Genomic DNA, 18,815 nt, shown 5'->3' on the forward strand with positions numbered 1-18,815 from the left:
GTGGACCGTGTCGATGGACCGTGTCGATGGACCGTGTCGATGGACCGTAGTCAGGCCGGGTGTCCGGCAGGTCAGGCGACTTCGGATTCGGGTGGGGTTTCGATGGGTTCGGGCAGGGCGATGCGGTGTCCTCGGGCGTCGGTGAAGGCCCACCCGGTCTCCAGCAGGGCGCCTGGGACTGCAGGGCCGGTGGTGGTGCCGTCGACGGTGGTGCCGGTGGCCACGCCAGGGGTGGTGCCGTCGGTCGTGCCAGAGGTGGCTCTGGTGGTGGTGCCGCCCGGGCCGGTGGTGGTGCCGGTCAGGGGTTTGCCGGTCCAGTGCATGGTGATGCCTTGGGTGTCGACGAGCTGATGGTGGTACCAGCACAACAGGGCACTGTTGCTGACGGAGGTGTTTCCGCCGTGGGCCCAGTGGGTGATGGCGTGGTGGACCTCGCACCGTGAGGGTGGTTGGTCGCATCCGGGGAAGACGCAGTGCCGGTCCCGAGCGATCACGGCTCGGCGCATTTGCCCGGTGACGGTGCGTTGGGCGCGTCCGACGTCCAGGACGGCGCCGTCGGGTCCGAATACGACCCGGGTGACGGCACTGTCGCAGGCGAGGCGGCGTAGTAGTGCTCGTGGTGCACGGTCACCGGTCTCGGTGAACACCGGGCCACCACCGGACAGCAGTCCGGACACCGTCATGGTGCCGGCCACGCCCGTACCTGTGTCCGGCGCGTCCGCCCCAAAGCCTGGTGTACCTGTGCTGGTGCCTGGTGCTCCTGTGCCGGTCGCCCGCCCTGCTGCGCGGCCGGGTGTGGCTTGTCCGCAGGTCAGGCACAGGCCCTCGTGGGTGCGGGTGGCCTGGGCGACGAGCTCGGTCCAGGACACCGTGACGTTCAGGTGGGGTGGGATCGCGGCGCCGGGTGAGGCTTGGTTGGTGTCCAGGACGACCCGGGCGAGGTCGGCCAGGCCCTGCGCGCGACGCTGGGTCGACGTGCGGGGGTCTTCTGCGGCGGGCGTGCCGATGATGGCGTTGATCGCGGTGGTCACGAGCAGGCCGTGTTCGTCGGTCAGGAATCCTGCCAGGTGGTAGCCGTCAATGGTTTTGGCCAGGTCGAGGAACTCGCCCTGGGCGGCCTTGTCGTCGTCGGTGTCGTCGGTGTCGGGGTCGGTGATGGTCGCGAAGCGGCGCGCCACGACCCGGAACTGGTCCGCGTTCAACGAACCAGCCTCCCGTAGGACCAGGCCCTCGCCCGTGACCAGCGTGCCGTCGGTGACGGCGTCCTCCAAGACCTGGGTGATGAGCTGGCGGGTGTGTTCACCGTCGGGGTCCTCGGTCGGGTCGGGGAAGTCGACGGCAACGGTCTGCACGAACGCCTCGGGGGTCGTCCTGTCACCCGTACGGGTGTCGATCAGCCACGCCAACGCATCCTGCCGGGTCTCGCTGGTCGGTGCGACGTCGGTCATGACCTTCGCGTGGTCGATGCCCAGGGTCCCGGCAACCAGGCCTTCCCGCGTCCCGGGCAGTGCCGTCGCGAGGCGGCGGGCGATCGTCATGTCCCTACCCGCCGTGGACGCGGACACGCCTTCGCGGAGCCGGAGCCAGGTCGTGAACGCACGCGCCATCCCTCCTGAGCGCCACGAGCCGTCGGCTTCGATCCGGGGCAGCAACGTGTATCGGACCCCGTCCAGGCGAGCGGTCAGTGCACGGATCCGGGAGTGCGCCTCCGCCAACCGTGTGATGCCCGGGGCGTTCCATCCGTCCAGCACCTCGGGGTCGGTCAGCGCTGCCAGAACTGCGGCATCGGCCTCGAACCGGGCCAGCACGTCCTCGATCGACTCCGCAGGAGGTAGACCGGGGCCGGGAATGCCATCCGTTGACTTCGACTGCTCCACCGACCCCCCACCCCCCTCGTTGCCTCTAGTACTCACGTCCTCACTGCATCCATTATCTCGAACGCGCGTACGCACCGCATCGCCAAAATCAAATCTGTGGATAAGTCTTCAGGGCGGCGGCCCTGTCGATGCACGTCCCCAAGAACCGCCAGCGATCAGACCGCGCCCGCGCCGAATACTGGGCCGAATACTGGGCCAGGGTGAGAAGACCGGGCGGAGTGACCTGTGCGCGCTGGCGCGACCTGGCGTCAGCGGCAGTCCCGATCCCCCACTGGCCGCCCAGGTCATAGGGACGTCGCCGCCGCCCGCCGCCCGCCGCCCGCGACCAGCGACCAGCGACCAGCGACCAACCCCACGCGCAGACCGCTGCTGAGCATGCAGAATCGGGCCCCGCCGTCAGAGCCGGACGATCGCCGCCAGCGGGTTCTCTATCGCGTCGGCGACGGAACGCATGAAGCCCGCCGCCGTCCCGCCGTCGCAGACCCGGTGGTCGAAGACGAAGGACATCTGCGTGATCTTGCGGGGCACGATCTCGCCGTCGACCACCCATGCCCGGTCGATGATGCGGCCGAAACCCAGGATCGCCACCTGCGGGTGGTTGATGATCGCTGCGCTACCGTCGACCCGGAAGCCGCCGTAGTTGTTCAGCGTGAAGGTGCCGGCGGTGAGCTCCTCCGCCGTCGCCTTGCCGACGCGAGCGCGCGCGATCAGGTCACGGAGGGCTGCGTCGAGCTCGGCGGTGGTCATCGCGTCGGCGTCGAGCACTGCCGGTACGACCAGGCCCTGTTCGCCCTGGACGGCGATGCCGAGGTTGATGCGGTCGGACTCGACGATCTCGTCACGCTCCACGTCGAGCCGCGCGTTCAGTACCGGGTACTCCTTGAGGCCCGCGACGACGAACCGCGCGAGGTGGGCGAGCAGCCCGGGCCCCGGGTCGGTGGGCGTACGGGTCGCCTCGCGCAAGTCCCAGAGCACTGTCGCGTCGACGTCGACCCAGACGGTCGCCTCCGGGATCTCCGAACGGCTCCGCGAGAGCACCTTGGCCGCCGACCTCTGGAAACCGCTCAGCGGGACGCGCCGCTCGCCGGGAACGGCGGGAGTACCGGACGGGGCGGCGACGAGCGGCGCAGACGGCGCAGCGCCAGCGAGGCCACCGGGAGACGGCCCATCGGGAGCCACGACACCTGGAGGCGACGCGGGAGGCGTGCGCTCGATCGCCGACCGCACGTCGGACCTGGTGACGACCCCGCCGGCCCCCGACGGAGCGATCGAGCGCAGGTCGAGTCCCGCGTCCCGGGCGAGCCGCCGGACGATCGGCGAGATCACCTTCACCGGGCGATAGCCCGGCGCTCCGGCGACGACGGGCGCCGCCGGCTGGGCGCCGCGTGGTCCGGAGCTGCGTGGCCCGGAGCTGCGTGGCCCGGAGCCGCGTGGCCGACGTCGGCGGCCCGCACCGGGCTGCCCGGAGGTGCCATAGCCGACGAGCACGTTGCCGGAACCGGTCCCCTTGTCGTCGCGAGACGCCTTGGTGGCCGCCTTGCCACCCGACACACCCTGACCCTCAAGTTCAAGTTGAGAGTCAGACTCAGGTCCAGAACCGGGCTCGGCTCCCCCGGAACTCCCATCCACCCCAGCACCCCCAGCACCCCCAGCACTGACGGTGATCAGCGGCCTGCCCACCTCGACGAGGTCCCCCTCGGCGGCGTGCAGGGTGTCGACCCGGCCTGCGTACGGGCTGGGCACCTCGACCACCGACTTGGCCGTCTCGACCTCCACCACCGGCTGGTCGACGGCGACCACGTCACCCTCGGTGACCAGCCAGTGCACCACCTCGGCCTCGGTGAGCCCCTCACCGAGGTCGGGCAGGAGAAAGGTCTGTCCCGTCGCCGTGGTGGTCATGCGTCCTCCCACTGGAGGTCGTCGACGGCGTCGAGGATCCGGGCGACCGACGGCAGCTGGACGTGCTCGAGCTTCGGCGGCGGGTAAGGGATGTCGAAGCCGGTGACGCGCCGCACCGGCGCCGACAGGGAGTGGAAACAGCGTTCGCTCACCCTGGCCGCGATCTCGGACGCGACGCTCGCGAAGCCCGCAGCCTCCGCGATGACGACGGCGCGACCGGTCGACTCCACCGCGGCGCAGACCGTCGCGTCGTCGAACGGGACGATCGAGCGCAGGTCGACGACCTGCAGGCTGCGGCCCTCACGCGCGGCCTCCTCGGCGGCCTCCATGGCGACGGGCACGGCGGGGCCGTAGGCGATGAGGGTGGCGTCGGTGCCCTGGCGCCGCACGACCGCCGTGCCGATCCCTGGCTCCCGGCGGTCGCCCAGCGCGACCTCGCCCTTCGCCCAGTAGAGCTTCTTCGGCTCGAGAAAGATCACCGGGTCCGGCGAGGCGATGGCGGAGCGCAGCAGCGAGTAGGCGTCCGAGGGGTTCGACGGCGTGACGACGTGCAGGCCCGGTGTGTGGGCGTAGTAGGACTCCGACGAGTCGCAGTGGTGCTCGACCCCGCCGATGCCGCCGGCGTACGGGACCCGGATGACGAGAGGCAGCTCGACGCGCCCGCGGGTCCGGTTCCGCATCTTCGCGATGTGGCTGACCACCTGCTCGAAGGCGGGATAGGCGAAGGCGTCGAACTGCATCTCGACCACCGGGCGCATGCCGTTCATGGCCAGGCCGACGGCGAAGCCCGCGATGCCGGCCTCCGCGAGCGGGGTGTCGAAGCAGCGGTCCTCGCCGAACGTCGCGGTGAGGCCGTCGGTCACGCGGAAGACGCCGCCGAGCGGGCCGACGTCCTCACCGAGCATCAGCACTGCCGGATCCTCGGTCATCGCGTCGTGCAGGGCGCGGTTGATCGCCTGCGCGGTGCTGAGCGTCTCGTGCGCCACGGCAGTGGTGGTCATCGGTGAGCCTCCGCTCGACTCTGCTCGCCCCTGCTCGACTCATCCCTGCTCGACTCGTCCCTGCTCAGCTCGTCGTGCACGAGCGCCAGCTGTTCGACGAGCTGCGAGGTCGGCTCGGAGTAGACGTAGCGGAACAGGTCGTCCGGGTCCGGCACGACGTCGCGGTTGATGCCGTCACGCGTGCGGCGAGCGACCTGCTCGGCGGCGTCGGCGAAGGCCGCGGCGCGAGCGTCGTCCAGGATGCCGTCGGTGCGGAGGTAGGTCTCCAGCCGCACCAGCGGATCCCTGGCCACCCAGGCGGCGACCTCGCCGTCGGCGCGGTAGCGGGTGGCGTCGTCGGCGTTGGTGTGCGCCTGCATCCGGTAGGTGCGCCCCTCGACGAGCTGGGGGCCCTCGCCCGCGCGGGCGCGCTCGACCGCCCCGGACAGGACGTCGAGAAGGGCGGCGAGGTCGTTGCCGTCCACCTGCTCCCCGGGGATGCCGTAGCCCACACCCTTGTGGGCCAGCGTCGGGGCGGCCGTCTGCCGGGCCAGGGGCACCGAGATCGCGTACTGGTTGTTCTGGACGAAGAAGACGACGGGCGCCCGGAAGACGGCGGCGAAGTTCAGGGCTTCGTGGAAGTCGCCCTCGCTCGTGGCGCCGTCGCCGCACATGGCCAGCACGACCGTGCCCTCCCCGCGCAGCCGCGCGGCGTGCGCCACCCCGACGGCGTGCGGCAGCTGTGTCGCGAGCGGCGTCGTCAGGGGCGCCACCCGACGCTCGTAGGGGTCGTACCCCGAGTGCCAGTCGCCCTTGAGCAGGCCGAGCACCTCGACCGGGTCGACACCGCGCGCGACGGCGGCCGCGGTGTCCCGGTAGGTCGGGAAGAGCCAGTCTCCGTCGTCGAGCACCTGAGCCGCGGCGACCTGGCAGCCCTCCTGACCATGGGACGAGGGATAGACCGCCAGTCGTCCCTGGCGGACCAGCGCGCTCGCCTGGTCGTTGAAGCGACGCGCCGTGATCATGCCCGCGAGGCCCCGGAGCAGCTCCTCGCCCGCGGGCAGGCGCGCGGCGCCGGCGGCCGTCGGGCGGCCGTCCGGATCAAGCAGCATGACCGGCGCCTTCGACGGCAACATGCGATCTACGTCACTTGTCATAGAGATATACTCGTCAAGGATCTATTCGGAATCCATCAACGGCGAGGATCCGAGAAGCCGTCCAGCAAAACGTGGGTAATGCGATCCAAATGTCCAGCAGCGAAGGGGCTGAGGGCGTGGCCGCGAGACAAGTGGCATCGGGCCTGGACGACGTCGACCAGCGCATCGTCGACGAGCTGTGTCGCGACGGCCGGATGTCCATGCGAACGCTGGCCGAGAAGCTGCACATCTCGCGGGCCAACGCCTACGCGCGCGTACAGCGGCTCGAGTCCAGCGGCGTCATCCGCGGCTACAGCGCGGTCATCGATCCGGTGCTCGCCGGGCTCGGCACGTCGGCGTACGTCACGGTCAACCTGGAGCAGTCGGAGTGGCGCTCGGTCCGCGAGCAGCTCCGCACCCTGCGGGGTGTCGACCACATCGGGCTCGTCGGCGGGGAGTTCGACCTCGTCCTGCTCGTCCGTGCGCGGGACAACGCCGACCTGCGGCACCTGATCCTGGACCAGATCCAGGGCATGAAGGGCATCCTGAACACGCACACGCTGCTCGTGTTCGAGGAGCCGACCCCCGCAGGCCCCTGCCTCCCCGGGCATTGACATACATTCTTGCATGTATGTAGGTTGCGTTCACGGCAACCGATCCACCCGACCGCGCCGTCGGCCATTCCTTCATCGGAGCGCCGGAGGCCGCGTGACGACGCTCGTGGTCCACCCGGAACAGACAGACCATCAACCGGAACGGAATTGAGGACCTGATGCAGCTGACGGCGTTTCGAGTCGGTGCGGCCGCGTGGATGTTCACCGGCGTCGCACACACTGTCCTGGAGTTCGCCCTGCCCGGCGATCCAGACCTGGCCGCGGCGCTCCGTGCATCGACCCTGGAGGTAGGGCCGGTCTCGCTCAACGCGTTCCTGTTGATCCGTGGCGTGAGCGCCTCCATGGGCCTGGCGATGGTCGTCGTCGGGCTCCTGTTGTGGATGATCGCTCGCGCTTTCCGGACCGAACCGCACCGGGCACGTCCGTTCGGGGTAGTGGCACTGGTCAGCACCGTCCTGGCGCTCGGCCTGGCCGTCGCGTGGGTGCCCGGTCCGCCCGTGGTGACCTTCACGGTGGGGACCGTCGCGTTCGTCGTCGCGCTGGCAGCGAAGGATGCGCGGCCCAGCAGTCCCCGATGACGGTGCCCTACGGGTGCAGGACGATCTTGCCCACGTGCCGCCGGCGCGCGATCTCCTCCTGCGCCCGAACGGCTGACCTCCACCAGACCGTCCCCCGCCTGCGGGACGGGGTTTCGCCTACTGGGGCTCCTCCTGCAGCGCGCGCACCTCGATGCGCGACCGGAGGGCCTTCGAGCAGTGCTCCGCCCACCCGAGAGCGGTCTCCTCGTCGGCGACATCGATGATCCAGAACCCGCCCACATAGGCAGGCGCGTCCACGAACGGTCCCGGGATGCGCTTCGGCTCGCCGGCTGTGGCGTCGACGGTCGTCGCCGTGGACGGCGGCATGAGGCCACCCGCGGTGACGAACGCCCCGGACTCGTTCAGGGCGGTGTTGAACCCGTCGACGGCGGCGATCATCGCCTCCAGCTCGGCGGGATCCATCTCCTGCATCGACTCCATCGTCGGTTCGTCGGCCGTGTCGTGCGGGATGGTCAGGAAGTACTGGGTCATGGAACTGCTCCGTTCTGTTCGGTCGAGCTGACTGTTGGTGGTGCGGACGAGACGAGGCGAGGAAAAGTGCTCAGGCCTCGGGGGCGAACTCCTGGATCATCACCGGGGAGGCGTGGATGCAGACGATCCGGAGCGTCCCGGAGCCGGTGTTGGTGAAGCGGTGCCACGTGTCGGCGGGGGCGACCGCGGTGTCGCCGGCGCGGGCCACGAACGTCGCGCCGCCGACCACGATCGTCGCCTCGCCCTCGAGCACCGACCACGTCTCGTCGTACGGGTGCCGGTGCAGGCCCGGGCCCTGGCCGGGGTCCGAGGTGACGAGGAAGAACGACACGTTCGACCCGTACGAGGCGCCCTCGAACCGGAGGGTGCGGCTGTCGCCGATGCGGATGCTGTCGGCGGGGATCGCGGCAGGGCCGGCTGCGGGGGCGGCGGCTGCGGAGCTGGTTGCTGCGGAGACAGACATGGTGGGTGTTCCTTTCAACGGAGGCTGCGTGCTGATGAGCGCTACTCTCCGCCGTCCGCACCGCACTGACTACGCTTTCGACGTGGATCGAAAGTTCGTCGAGTTCCGGCTCGGTTCCAGCGACATCTCAGCGGTGCGGTTCGGCATCTCCCCCGGCCACGAGCTGGTGCACGCGGTGCGCACCATCCTGCGCCCGCAGAGCGCACCCCTGCACTGGGGATGGTTCCGCGGCCTCCAGTCGAGGCCGACGGAGGCCTTCCGCCTGATGGCGGTCATCAGCGGCGCGGAGGGTTACATGCCCGACTTCCTCACCGCCACACCGTCGGGTGACATGACTCCCCAGGAGGAGGCCGAACGCCTGCGCGAGGTCCCCGACGAACGGCTCCAGTTCGATCTGCAGAAGATGGTGCTCCGCTCGACCGGCGCCCGGCAGCAGGAGATCCGCGACCTGATCGCGGCACCGGAACACGCCCGGAAGGTGATCGTCGCGGCCTGGCAGGAGGTCTGGGACGCGCTGCTCGCGCCCGTCTGGCCGCAGATGCTCCGCCTGCTCCGGGCCGACATCTCGGTCCGCGCACGCCGCAGCAGCGACACCGGCCTGGCAGAGATGGCCTCAACCCTGCACTCCACGGTGGCCTGGGCGGACGAGATCGTCCGTGTCGAGATGCGCCGCCACGAAGAGGTGGTCGACTGCGGCGGCACCGGCCTCGTCCTCGTCCCCTCGGTCATGATGGCTACCCGCGGCTGCGCCGTGCTCACCGAGCGCCCCGCGCAGCCGACGATCTTCTACCCCGCCCACGGCGTGTCCGAGACCTGGCACCGCGACGGCGCCGACGCGCTCGCCGCACTCACGGCCCTGCTCGGAGCGACCCGAGCGCGTCTCGTCCTCGAGCTCCAGCAGCCGCTCTCGACCTCCGAGTGCGCCGCGCTCACCGACCTCGCGGTCTCCACCGCGTCCCACCACCTGACGGTGCTGCGCGACGCGGGGCTGATCGACAGCCGCCGCAACGGCGTCCGCGTCCTGCACACCCGCACACCACTGGGCGAGGCGCTCGCGGGCGTCGGGTAGCCGCGCCGCGCGTCGGCGCCCCTGCTTGCGCCCCTACCCCGAACGCACCAGGCGCTCGAGCACGCCCTCGGTCAGCTCCGGGGCGATCTCCTCGAAGTCCCACCCCTGGCCACGGCCCTGGGTGGCCACCCTCTGGTTGGCCACCCAGAACACGAGCACCCGTCCGTCGGCGGACCTGGCGACCTCCCCGTAGGACGAGTCGTTCCCGCCGTTGTGCCACAGCATCGACCCGTCCCCGCCGGCCACCACCCACCCGTAGGCGTAGTGCGTGTCGCCGCCGGGCTCCTCCTCCACGTAGGGCTCGAAGAGCTGCCGCTTGGCGTCTTCGTCCAGGACCCGGTCTCCGCGCAGGGCCTGGTGCCAGCTGATCATGTCGCGGGCGGTGGACAGCACACCGCCGTTCCCGAACAGGTTCCAGTAAGGCCCGCTGACGTCCCACGGGCGGTCGATCGGACGGCCCTGAGGACGGCCGTCGGCGTCGTACTCGACCGCGATGTCCGCCTGCGACCAGTCGGGCAGCACGTACCCGGTCCGGCGCATCCCGGCCGGCTCGAACAGGTGCGCGGCCAGGTACTCCTCGTAGCCCAGCCCGGAAGCCTGCTCGACGACGGCGGCGAGCAGGCTGTAGCCGACGTTGGAGTAGAGGTGCTCCTCCCCCGGTGCCGAGAGGAGCTCCGACGAGAGTGCGGCGCGGACCAGGTCGTCACGGGAGACCGGTTCGTCGTCGTCGCCGAGGCTCTCCACAAGGCCCGACGTGTGCGTCAGCAGGTGGTGCAGAGTGACACGGCGCTTGTCCGGCGGGACGCCGGGGAGGTGGGTCGAGATCGGGTCGCCGACCTCGAGCCGGCCCTGCATCTGCAGCTTCAGCACGGCGGCCGCGGTGAACTGCTTCGTCATGGACATCACGTCGTAGACCGTGTCGCAGGTGGCGACATCGCCGGTCGCACGGTCGGCCGCTCCCCAGCCGTCGCAGTGGACCACCCGGTCGTCGACGACGGCCGCGAGCGAGCCGCTCGAACCGGACGGCACGACCTCGGTCACGAATGCCTCGACCGGTTCCGGCCCGGAGGGCGCGCAGCCGGCGAGCAGACCCACGGTCAGGAGCGCCCCCGTGGCCGCACCGCCTCCCGGTCCACGCCGAGCCCGTCCACGCCGAACCCGTTCACGTCGAATGTCGTCCTCCGAAGCTAGCCGCGTAGTGGGTCCTCAATGTAGGAGCACCTGCTTCTCGTGGGAAGAAAAGAAACCCGCGCCCAGCTCGGCGAGGCGACGCGCTTGGCACACTTTTCTTGCGGCACGGCCGGCCAGAGGCCCGACATGCCGACCGGAAGGCCCGACATGAGGAAGCACGTCATCGCCGGTAACGTCACTCGAGCAGCGCTCGACGCGGCGAGCGGACGAGCGGCTGAGCACCGCGTCGCGGACCGGTCCGCACGCCGGCCCGCGTACCACCGACCGAGGCAGGCCAGGAGGCGCACGAAATGACGAATGTCGCCGAGACGATCGTCGAGATCATCAAGGACGCCGGCGTCGAGCGGGTCTACGGCCTGCCGGGTGACTCGCTGAACGGGTTCACCGACGCCATCCGCACCAGCGACGGTGTCGCCTGGCAGCACGTCCGGCACGAGGAGGCGGCTGCGTTCGCCGCCGCCGCCGAGGCCGCGCTGACAGGCGAGCTCACCGTCTGCGCGGGCAGCTGCGGGCCGGGCAACCTGCACCTGATCAACGGCCTCTTCGACGCCCAGCGCAGCCGGGTGCCCGTGCTCGCGATCGCCGCGCAGATCCCGGGACCGGAGATCGGCAGCAACTACTTCCAGGAGACGCACCCCCAGGACCTGTTCCGGGAGTGCAGTGTCTACACCGAGCTGGTGAGCATGCCCGAGCAGCTGCCACGCGTGCTCGAGATCGCGATGCGTACCGCGGTGGAGAAGCGCGGCGTCGCCGTGGTCGTCATCCCGGGCGAGATCTTCCTGGCCGAGAGCACGGGCCGCAAGAAGTCGGCGCCGATCCGGGCGACGCAGAGCGTGGTCCGCCCGCGCGACGGTGAGCTCAGGCAGGCGGCCGAGATCCTGAACGCGGCGAAGAAGGTGACCATCCTGGGCGGCGCCGGTACGGAGGGCGCGCACGAGCGTGTCCTCGCGATCGCCGGGCGGCTCAAGGCGCCCGTCGTGCACGCGCTGCGCGGCAAGGAGTTCCTCGAGTACGACAACCCGTACGACGTCGGCATGACCGGGCTGCTGGGCTTCTCGTCGGGCTACCGCGCGATGGAGAGCTGCGACGCGCTGCTCATGCTCGGCACCGACTTCCCGTACCAGCAGTTCTTTCCGTCGAAGGCGAAGATCGTGCAGGTCGACATCCGGGGCGAGCAGCTCGGGCGGCGGACGCCGATCGACCTCGGGCTGGTGGGCGACGTCGGCGACACGATCGACGCCCTGCTGCCCCTGCTCGATGACCACACCAACCGCAAGCACCTCGACACCTCGCTCAAGCACTACAGGAAGGCGCGGAAGGACCTCGACGATCTCGCCGACAACGACCGCAACCGCCAGCCGATCCACCCCCAGTACCTCGCGCGGCTGGTGAGCGAGCTGGCCAGCGACGACGCGGTGTTCATCCCCGACGTCGGCTCCCCCGTCGTCTGGGCGTCCCGCTATCTGGAGATGAACGGCAGACGCCGGCTGATCGGGTCGTTCAGCCACGGGACGATGGCGAACGCCGTGCCGCACGCCATCGGCGCGCAGTCGGCGTTCCCCGCACGGCAGGTGATCGCGCTGTCCGGGGACGGCGGGCTCAGCATGCTACTCGGCGAGCTGCTGACGATCCGGCAGAACAAGCTGCCCGTGAAGGTCGTGGTGTTCAACAACTCGTCGCTGAACTTCGTCGAGGTGGAGATGAAGGCCGCCGGGTTCGTGAACTACGGCACGCAGCTCGACAACCCGAGCTTCGCCGACGTCGCGAACGCCATGGGCATCCACGGTCAGCGGGTCGAGCAGCCCGACGACCTCGAGGGCGCCCTCCGTGCGGCGTTCGACCACGACGGCCCGGCGCTGGTCGACGTCGTCACCGCCCGGCAGGAGCTGTCGATCCCGCCGGCGATCACCGCCCAGCAGGTCAAGGGCTTCACGCTGTACGCGATGCGCACGATCATGTCCGGGCGCGGCGACGAGCTCGTCGACCTCGCCGACACGAACGTGTTCCGGCGGCTGTTCGACTGACGGCCATGTCCCCCGCAGTCCGCCACCACCTCACGCATCCCCCTCAACACGACTGGTAGCAGAGACCAACGAGGGCACCAGGCGATCCCGAACCGGTCGACGACTGAACCCGTCTGGTCTCAGTGGTCGCCGTGCGGCACCTCGGCCTCTCCCTCGGCAGCCATCCCCGAATGCAGCGGCAGGAACGCATGCAGGTGGCCGCGGTCGGCCTCGATGTACTGCAGGTCGAGCTGTACCGCGGCCACCGCCCAGGCGTCCACCGCCCGCGAGCGCAGGTCGCCGGCGACGTCGTGGAGCTGCGCCGGATCGTCCCCCGCGTCTCCCCCGCCGTCCGTACCTGCTGCCAGCTCGAGCACGTCGAGCGTGTCGCCGAGCAGCCCGGTGGAGAGCAGCAGCCCGTTGCGGACGATGTTGTGCTCGGACGAACCGGTGGGCAGCGCCTCGACGTCCGCGGCCACGTCGTCGACGACGTCGCGCCACTCCCCCAGCTCCGCCGACGTCGGCCGTGCCGGCTCGGCCTGCTCCGCCGGCTCGCCCTCCGCCGGCTCATCCTCCGGCGGCAGAGCCTCGTACAGCCCGTCCATCACGGGCAGCAGCCGCTCCTGCGCCGACTGCGCCAGCTCACCCGCCGCCGTCAGGTTCTCGACCGCCCGTTCCGCCTCCGCGGCCTCCAGCTCCGCCACCCGCGCGGGGTCGACCTCGAACCCGCTGGGCGACGGCGCCTCGCCCTCCCACGGGCGCACCACCATCAGCACCACGGCCAGCACCAGGGCCACGGTGGCAACCGCCAGCGCGGCTGCCACCACGACCCCTCGCCCCGGTCGCCGGCGCCGCGTGGGCGCCGGTGACCGGGTTCCGGGGCGGCCGGCACCGCCCCGGCTCGACGGACGTGCCGCAGCGCTCGGCCCGCGCCGCGGTGCGTTCCGCGGCCTGCTCCTCGTCTTCGGCACGTCCTTGCTCCTCTCTGTCAGGTGTCGCTGTCAGGTATCGCTGTCAGGTATCGCTGTCAGGTATCGCTGTCAGATATCCCTGTCAGATATCTCTGTCAGATATCCCTGTCAGGTGTCGGATCGTCCCTTCCGTGCCGTGGCCGCTAGCGGCAGCGCACGGCGTCGTAGGACTCCTCGACCACCACCTCGTGCGGACCGTTGGTCGCGGTGACCGTGGCGGTCCCTGCGGCTGCCGTCCGGGTTCCCGTCGCGAACTGACGGGAGACGGTCTCGCCGGGCAGCACCTCGCGGAACGTCTTGCTCCCGTGCGGGGTGCTGAGCACGAGCCGCGCCGGGTCGGCGCCGGTGTTGGTCGCGCTCACCACCACCCGTGCCTGCGGGCCGGTACAGCGGGGTGCGGCCGTGACCTCGACCTGTGGTGGGTCGGGCTGGTCGTCGAACGCGAAGTCCTGGAACTCCACCGCGCTCCGGTTCGACGCGCTGTGCGCCGTGACGAACAGCCCGACGTCCTGCAGGTCGGCCGCACCCGGCAGCGCCTCCGGCTCGCCGATCTGGGTGAACGTCTCGCCGTCGGAGCTCCGGTACGCCGTGTACAGGTCGCCGTCGCGCACGAGCCGCACCCAGGCCGGGTACGCCGTCGAGCCGCCGCCCGTCGACGTGACGAGCTGACCGGCGGCATTGCCGCGCAGCCACTCGAACCCGCCGCTCGGCCGGATGCCGAGCGCCGCGTAGCCCGGTGACGACCCGGGCTGCGTGACGTCGTTGCGGACGATGAGCCCCGCCTTGGCGGACCCGTTGGAGTTGCCCTGGCTGTTGATCCGCACGGTCGCCGTCCAGTGCCGGTCGGAGCCCTCGCGGAAGATCGTCGAGTACTCGTCGGTGCCCTGCCACATGTTGGCGCCGCCGGAGTCGATGACGTACCGCCCCGCGGCGAGCTGCTCGAACTCGCCGTCCGCGTTGCTGAAGGTTTGCATCCCGCCGAACACGTCACCGACCTGCGCGACGACGATCCGTGAGGTCGTCGTCAGGCCGCGATCGTTGGTGGCCACGGCCGTCAGCTGGTAGCGGCCGTCGGCGGCGACGTCCCACGACGCCGTGTACGGCGCCGTCTCGTCGACGCCGATCGACGTCCCGTCGACGAAGAGCTCCACCTGGCTGACGGTGTTCTCCGCGTCGGTCGCCTCGGCGACGACCTCCACCTGGCCGGGCTCCACTCCGCCCTCCGGCGACGTGATCGCGACCTCGGGCCGGGTCGTCTCGGCGGCGCCCTTCCCGACGGCCTCCACGAAGTTGAGCCGCCGCTCGCCGGGCCCGGGGAAGACGACGTAGAGCGTGAAGCTCTCCCCCGGGTCGTCGACGTCGACGCGGACGTCGGTGAAGTGGCGGACGCCGGTGCCCGCCACCTCGGCGGTACCGAGCAGCTCGCCGTCCGGCGCGTCCTGCCGCAGCTCGACCTCGCCGTCCGCGGCCGCGGCCACCCGCAGCGTCAGGGCGTCCACGCCCCGCAGGTTCACGGGGTCGTACGAGGCCCACGCCCCGTCGGCGCCGACGACGACGGACCCGCCGCCTTCGACGTCCCGGCTCGGTGCCGTCGTCGTGCCCTCCGAGTCCGTGTGGAACTCGGCCTGGCGCTGCTTCGGGAACACGAGGGTGGTGTCCGAGCCGGTGAGCGACGGGACGTCCCCGGCGCCGCCGTCGTCCTCGTAGCGTGCGTCGAGCACGTAGAAGAGGTTGGTGTCCGCGCCGTGGCCGCCACCGAGCGACGTCGTGACCGAACCCGTGCGGCCGTGGAGCGGCTCGGACGGGTGCGAGTGCGCGTCGTGCCCCAGGGCCGGCTGGATGACGACACGCTGGTCGTCGATCGCCGACCCGTCGGGCGAGTCCTCGGCGTCGGTCACCGAGACGTCCCAGGGGATCGTGTCGCCGAACTCGAAGAACGAGCCCGTCGGCGGGAGCCCGAAGTCGACCTCCGGCCGCGTGTTCCCCACGGTGATCGGCACCGTGGCGGTCCCGTCCTTGCCCGCCGGGTCGGTGACGGTCAGCCGGGCGTCGTAGACGCCGTCCTCCGTGTAGGTGTGCGACGCCGTCGGCTCCGTCGAGTCGGTGGTCCCGTCGCCGTCGAAGTCCCACGCGTAGGTCAGCGTCTCGCCCTCCGGGTCGGTGCTGCCCGTCCCGTCGAACGTCACCTCCAGCGGCGCGGTTCCCGAGTCCGGAGACGCCTCGGGCACCGACTCGGGCGAGCGCGAGCCCGTCACGTAGTCGACCCGGTGCAGACCGGAGTTCGGGTTGTCACGACCGAAGCCGCCGCCCCAGTCGAGCACGTACATGGCACCGTCGGGCCCGAACTTCGCGTCGATCGGCGCGAGGAAGTCCTCGTCCGGCAGGAACCGGTTGACCTTCTCCACGTCGGTCGCGCCCGGTGCCGCCTCCGGGTCGGTGGGCTGAAAAGTGAACACCTGGTTGCGCGACCACTCGTAGAAGAACGCCTTGCCCTCGTAGTACTCGGGGAACTTGGTGTCCGACTCGAGCTCCGGGTCGTAGTCGTAGAACGGGCCGCCCATCGGTGCCAGGCCCCCGCCCTGGTTGATCCCGCCGGGCACCGAGGACCGCTGGTACCCGTACCACAGGTCCGCCGGCTGGGCCGGGGGCAGCTCGGTCAGGCCCGTGTTCCGGACCGAGTCGTTGACCGGCGCGTCACAGTCGAAGAACTCACCGACAGTGACCGGGCTGGTGCGGTAGTCGACGTCCCGGAACGGCTCGTTGTTCCCCATGCACAGGGGCCAGCCGAAGAAGCCGGGCTCCTTGATGAGGTTCCACTCGGCGATGCCCGCCGGGCCGCGCTGGGCCAGGTTGTCGGTGTTGCTGTCCGGCGAGTAGTCGGCGACACCGAGGTTGCCCGTGGCGGGGTCGATGGCGAACCGGAACGGGTTGCGGAAGCCCATCGCGTAGATCTCGGGCAGCGTCTTGTCGTCCGTGTCCTCGGACTCCGGGAACAGGTTGCCCTCCGGGACCGTGTACGTGCCGTCGTCCTCGGGATGGATCCGCAGGACCTTGCCCCGCAGGTCGTTGGTGTTGGCGGACGTCTCCCGCGCGTCGTGGAAGGTGCCGTTCCGCTCCGAGATCGGCGCGTACCCGCCGGACGGCTCCGAGTGCGGGTTTACGTCGTCGCCGACGCCGAGGTACAGGTCACCGGTCCGGTGGTCGACGATCAGGCCGCCACCCGTGTGCCCGGGCTCGTCGGGCAGGCGCCTGGCCGGTACCTCCAGCAGCACCTTCTCGGACCCGGGGTCGATCACCGTGGACCCGGCGGCGCCGGTGGTGACGGTGAACCGGGAGAGCCGGTTGGAGAAGCTCGCCGGGTCGGTGTCGTCCTCGCTCGCGGGCGACCAGTACTGGTACAGGTAGCCGTTCTCGGCGAAGTCCTCGTCGAGCGCGATGCCCAGCAGGCCGTCCTCGCCGCCGGAGTACACCGGGAGCGTCACGGCGGTGGACGTGGTCTGCGTCTCCGGGTCGAACACCCTGATCTCCCCACGCACCAGCTCGGTGAAGAAGACGCGGCCGTCCGGCGCGACGTCTATGCCGAACGGCGCGCTCGTGTTGGTGTCCAGCGCGACCTTCTCGAACTGGCCCCAGTCGGTGCCTCCGCAGTCACCCTCGGCCAGACCTGCCGCCCACTGCACACCGCCGACGATGTGCTGCACCAGGTCTGGCTCGTCGGTGTAGTGCGCGCCGAAGTGACCCATGCCGGTCATCCACGCGCGACCGCCGTCGTAGTACTTGCACCACGAGATCGGGTGGTCGTAGCCCATCGCGTTGCCGCCCGGGTCGTACGTCGACTCGTCCATGGTCGCCAGCACGTGGGCGTCGCCCCGCACGTTCGTCGAGAAGTTGTACCACTCGTCGGCACGGTCCCAGCGCTGCGGCAGGTGCTTCGTGGAGGGGTGCTTCCGGTCCTCGACACGGACCGTCCCCGGCAGGCCCGGGCTCGACCCGGTGGCGGCGTGACCGGGCATCAGCGACCCGATCATCTCGTCCCACCAGGCATAGCTGCCGCGCATGTCCGTCGCGTTGTGGATCGCGACGATGCCGCCACCGGCCTGCTGGTACCGCTCCATCGCGGCCTTCTGCTCGGCGTTCCACGGGTCGCCCGACGCCTGGAACATGACCAGCGCGTCGTACTGCGCCAGGTCGGCGTCGTTGAAGACGGTCGGGTCCTCCGTGTGGTCGGACTCGATGCCCGCCTCCGCGAACGCCGCCTCGAGCACCGGGGTGCCCTGCGTGATCGCCTCGGCATGCCGGTACTGGGTGGTGGCCGTGAAGATGAGGACCCGGCCCTCTTGCTGGGCCTCCGCTCTCTCCTGCTGGGCTGCGGCCTTCCCACCCTCGGCAGTGGCGTGCGGTCCGTCGGCGGCCGTGGCCGGGACGGACGCGAGCGTGAGCGCCAGTGCTCCGGCGGCGAGAGCCGCTATGGATCTCCCCCAGCGGGGACGTCGTGGTGCGGTCATCGTGTTGCCTCCTGGGCAGATCGACGTGCGGACCCGCCGGGGTCACCCCCGGCGGAGCGTGGTTCGTTGACCAGCCCGGCGTGCCGGCGCCGAGCGCTCTGCGCGTTCAGTTCAGGCGCGTGCGGTTCAGATCTGTGTCAGGGCATCAGTCCCCTCAGGTGGGCGAGGCCTTCGATCGCGAGGGCGTCCTGGCTGGGGGCGAGCGGCCGCCAGATGGAGGCAGCCGTGGCGATGGTGGCGTTCTCGCCGGTGAACGACTCGATGACGAGCGGGCCGTCGTACCCGGCCTGCTCCAGCGCCGCGAGCAGGCCGGGCCAGTCGATGCCGTCGCCACCGGGTGCTCCGCGGTCGTTCCCGCAGACCTGCACCGCGGCGATGCGCGCCCCAGCGCGCTCGACCGCCGCAGGCAGGTCCCGCTCCTCGATGTTCATGTGGTAGACGTCGAGCATCAGCCCGATCCCCTCGGCGGGCAGCGGGTCGATGATCGCGAGCGCCTGGTCCACCGTGTTGACCAGGCTCGTCTCGTAGCGGTTGAGGGGTTCGAGTCCGACGACGACGCCCGCAGCGATCGCGTGCTCGACGACGGGCGCGAGGTTCTCGACGAGCTCGGCGCAGGCGTCGGCCCGCTCCTGCGCCGTCGTCCGCCAGGTGCGCCCCACCGACGCGTACGCCGGGCCGCCGATCACCCGCGCGCCCACCGTGTGCGCGGCATCGACCACCGCGCGCAGGTAGTCCTGCGTCGCCCGCACGGTGCCCCCGTCCGTGGCGACCAGCTCGCGCCCCTCGCCCATGACGAGGGACACGCTCGCCGCGAGGCCGTGGTCGGCGAGGACCGCCGCCGCGCGCTGCGGGTCCCAGTCGCCCAGGCGCTCCACGGGTAGCTCCAGGACGTCGAACCCCCAGCCCGCGACGCGCGGCGCGATCTCGGCGAGCGCACGGTCGGTGAGCGGCGAGGTCCACACCCAGGTGTTGACGCCCACCGGCCAGGTGGTCGCGGTCACCGTCGGCACGGTTCTCGGCTGCACGGTCCTCTGCGG

14 protein-coding genes are annotated in these 18,815 nt (G+C 70.9%); 4 read left to right on the forward strand and 10 right to left on the reverse strand.

What is annotated here, in order from left to right:
* Positions 1 to 71: 71 nt before the first annotated feature.
* The 4 genes from LUU90_RS20930 to LUU90_RS20945 form a co-directional block, all read right to left on the reverse strand.
* Complete coding sequence (locus tag LUU90_RS20930; RefSeq protein ID WP_275005865.1) at positions 72 to 1,808, reverse strand: HNH endonuclease signature motif containing protein; 1,737 nt, start codon at positions 1,806 to 1,808, stop codon at positions 72 to 74.
* Between the two features lie 465 nt (positions 1,809 to 2,273).
* Positions 2,274 to 3,776 (reverse strand): dihydrolipoamide acetyltransferase family protein, encoded by a 1,503-nt coding sequence (locus tag LUU90_RS20935; RefSeq protein WP_275005866.1) that lies wholly within the window; start codon positions 3,774 to 3,776, stop codon positions 2,274 to 2,276.
* On the reverse strand, positions 3,773 to 4,777 hold the full coding sequence (locus LUU90_RS20940) for an alpha-ketoacid dehydrogenase subunit beta (RefSeq protein WP_275005867.1): 1,005 nt from the start codon (positions 4,775 to 4,777) through the stop codon (positions 3,773 to 3,775). The genes LUU90_RS20935 and LUU90_RS20940 overlap by 4 nt, the downstream gene beginning before the upstream one ends.
* Positions 4,774 to 5,868 (reverse strand): thiamine pyrophosphate-dependent dehydrogenase E1 component subunit alpha, encoded by a 1,095-nt coding sequence (locus LUU90_RS20945; RefSeq protein ID WP_342470889.1) that lies wholly within the window; start codon positions 5,866 to 5,868, stop codon positions 4,774 to 4,776. The genes LUU90_RS20940 and LUU90_RS20945 overlap by 4 nt, the downstream gene beginning before the upstream one ends.
* A gap of 161 nt (positions 5,869 to 6,029) precedes the next feature.
* Here LUU90_RS20945 and LUU90_RS20950 point away from each other — a divergent pair, with 161 nt between their 5' ends.
* A complete protein-coding gene (locus tag LUU90_RS20950; RefSeq protein WP_275005870.1) occupies positions 6,030 to 6,506 on the forward strand; it encodes an Lrp/AsnC family transcriptional regulator in 477 nt (158 codons plus the stop codon).
* Between the two features lie 158 nt (positions 6,507 to 6,664).
* The gene (locus tag LUU90_RS20955; RefSeq protein ID WP_275005871.1) at positions 6,665 to 7,084 is read left to right on the forward strand and encodes an LIC_13387 family protein; all 420 of its coding nucleotides are present in this window, start codon (positions 6,665 to 6,667) and stop codon (positions 7,082 to 7,084) included.
* Positions 7,085 to 7,201: 117 nt separating this feature from the next.
* On the opposite strand, the gene LUU90_RS20960 is transcribed toward LUU90_RS20955, so the two are convergent.
* Together LUU90_RS20960 and LUU90_RS20965 are read right to left on the reverse strand one after the other, a co-directional pair.
* Positions 7,202 to 7,576 carry a YciI family protein gene (locus LUU90_RS20960; protein ID WP_275005872.1) on the reverse strand — a complete coding sequence of 125 codons (375 nt, stop codon included), beginning with the start codon at positions 7,574 to 7,576 and terminating at the stop codon, positions 7,202 to 7,204.
* Between the two features lie 70 nt (positions 7,577 to 7,646).
* The gene (locus LUU90_RS20965) at positions 7,647 to 8,039 is read right to left on the reverse strand and encodes a cupin domain-containing protein (RefSeq protein WP_275005873.1); all 393 of its coding nucleotides are present in this window, start codon (positions 8,037 to 8,039) and stop codon (positions 7,647 to 7,649) included.
* Between the two features lie 82 nt (positions 8,040 to 8,121).
* On the opposite strand from LUU90_RS20965, the gene LUU90_RS20970 reads away from it, so the two are divergent.
* The gene (locus LUU90_RS20970; protein WP_275005875.1) at positions 8,122 to 9,108 is read left to right on the forward strand and encodes an ArsR/SmtB family transcription factor; all 987 of its coding nucleotides are present in this window, start codon (positions 8,122 to 8,124) and stop codon (positions 9,106 to 9,108) included.
* Positions 9,109 to 9,141: 33 nt separating this feature from the next.
* Here the strand turns inward: LUU90_RS20970 and LUU90_RS20975 are convergent, their stop codons facing one another.
* Positions 9,142 to 10,149, reverse strand: a complete 1,008-nt coding sequence (locus LUU90_RS20975) for a serine hydrolase domain-containing protein (protein WP_275005876.1) — start codon at positions 10,147 to 10,149, stop codon at positions 9,142 to 9,144.
* 440 nt (positions 10,150 to 10,589) lie between these two features.
* Between LUU90_RS20975 and poxB the strand changes: the two genes are divergently transcribed.
* Positions 10,590 to 12,323: a ubiquinone-dependent pyruvate dehydrogenase gene (gene poxB, locus LUU90_RS20980; protein ID WP_275005877.1), complete on the forward strand. Its 1,734-nt coding sequence runs from the start codon at positions 10,590 to 10,592 to the stop codon at positions 12,321 to 12,323.
* A gap of 119 nt (positions 12,324 to 12,442) precedes the next feature.
* Here the strand turns inward: poxB and LUU90_RS20985 are convergent, their stop codons facing one another.
* The 3 genes from LUU90_RS20985 to LUU90_RS20995 form a co-directional block, all read right to left on the reverse strand.
* Positions 12,443 to 13,126 (reverse strand): hypothetical protein, encoded by a 684-nt coding sequence (locus LUU90_RS20985; protein ID WP_275005878.1) that lies wholly within the window; start codon positions 13,124 to 13,126, stop codon positions 12,443 to 12,445.
* Between the two features lie 290 nt (positions 13,127 to 13,416).
* On the reverse strand, positions 13,417 to 17,778 hold the full coding sequence (locus LUU90_RS20990) for a ThuA domain-containing protein (protein WP_275005879.1): 4,362 nt from the start codon (positions 17,776 to 17,778) through the stop codon (positions 13,417 to 13,419).
* A gap of 137 nt (positions 17,779 to 17,915) precedes the next feature.
* Positions 17,916 to 18,779: a sugar phosphate isomerase/epimerase family protein gene (locus tag LUU90_RS20995; protein WP_275005880.1), complete on the reverse strand. Its 864-nt coding sequence runs from the start codon at positions 18,777 to 18,779 to the stop codon at positions 17,916 to 17,918.
* Between the last annotated feature and the right edge of the window lie 36 nt (positions 18,780 to 18,815).

The organism is Promicromonospora iranensis, from assembly GCF_028994775.1.
In the GTDB taxonomy this organism is placed as follows: domain Bacteria; phylum Actinomycetota; class Actinomycetes; order Actinomycetales; family Cellulomonadaceae; genus Promicromonospora; species Promicromonospora iranensis_A.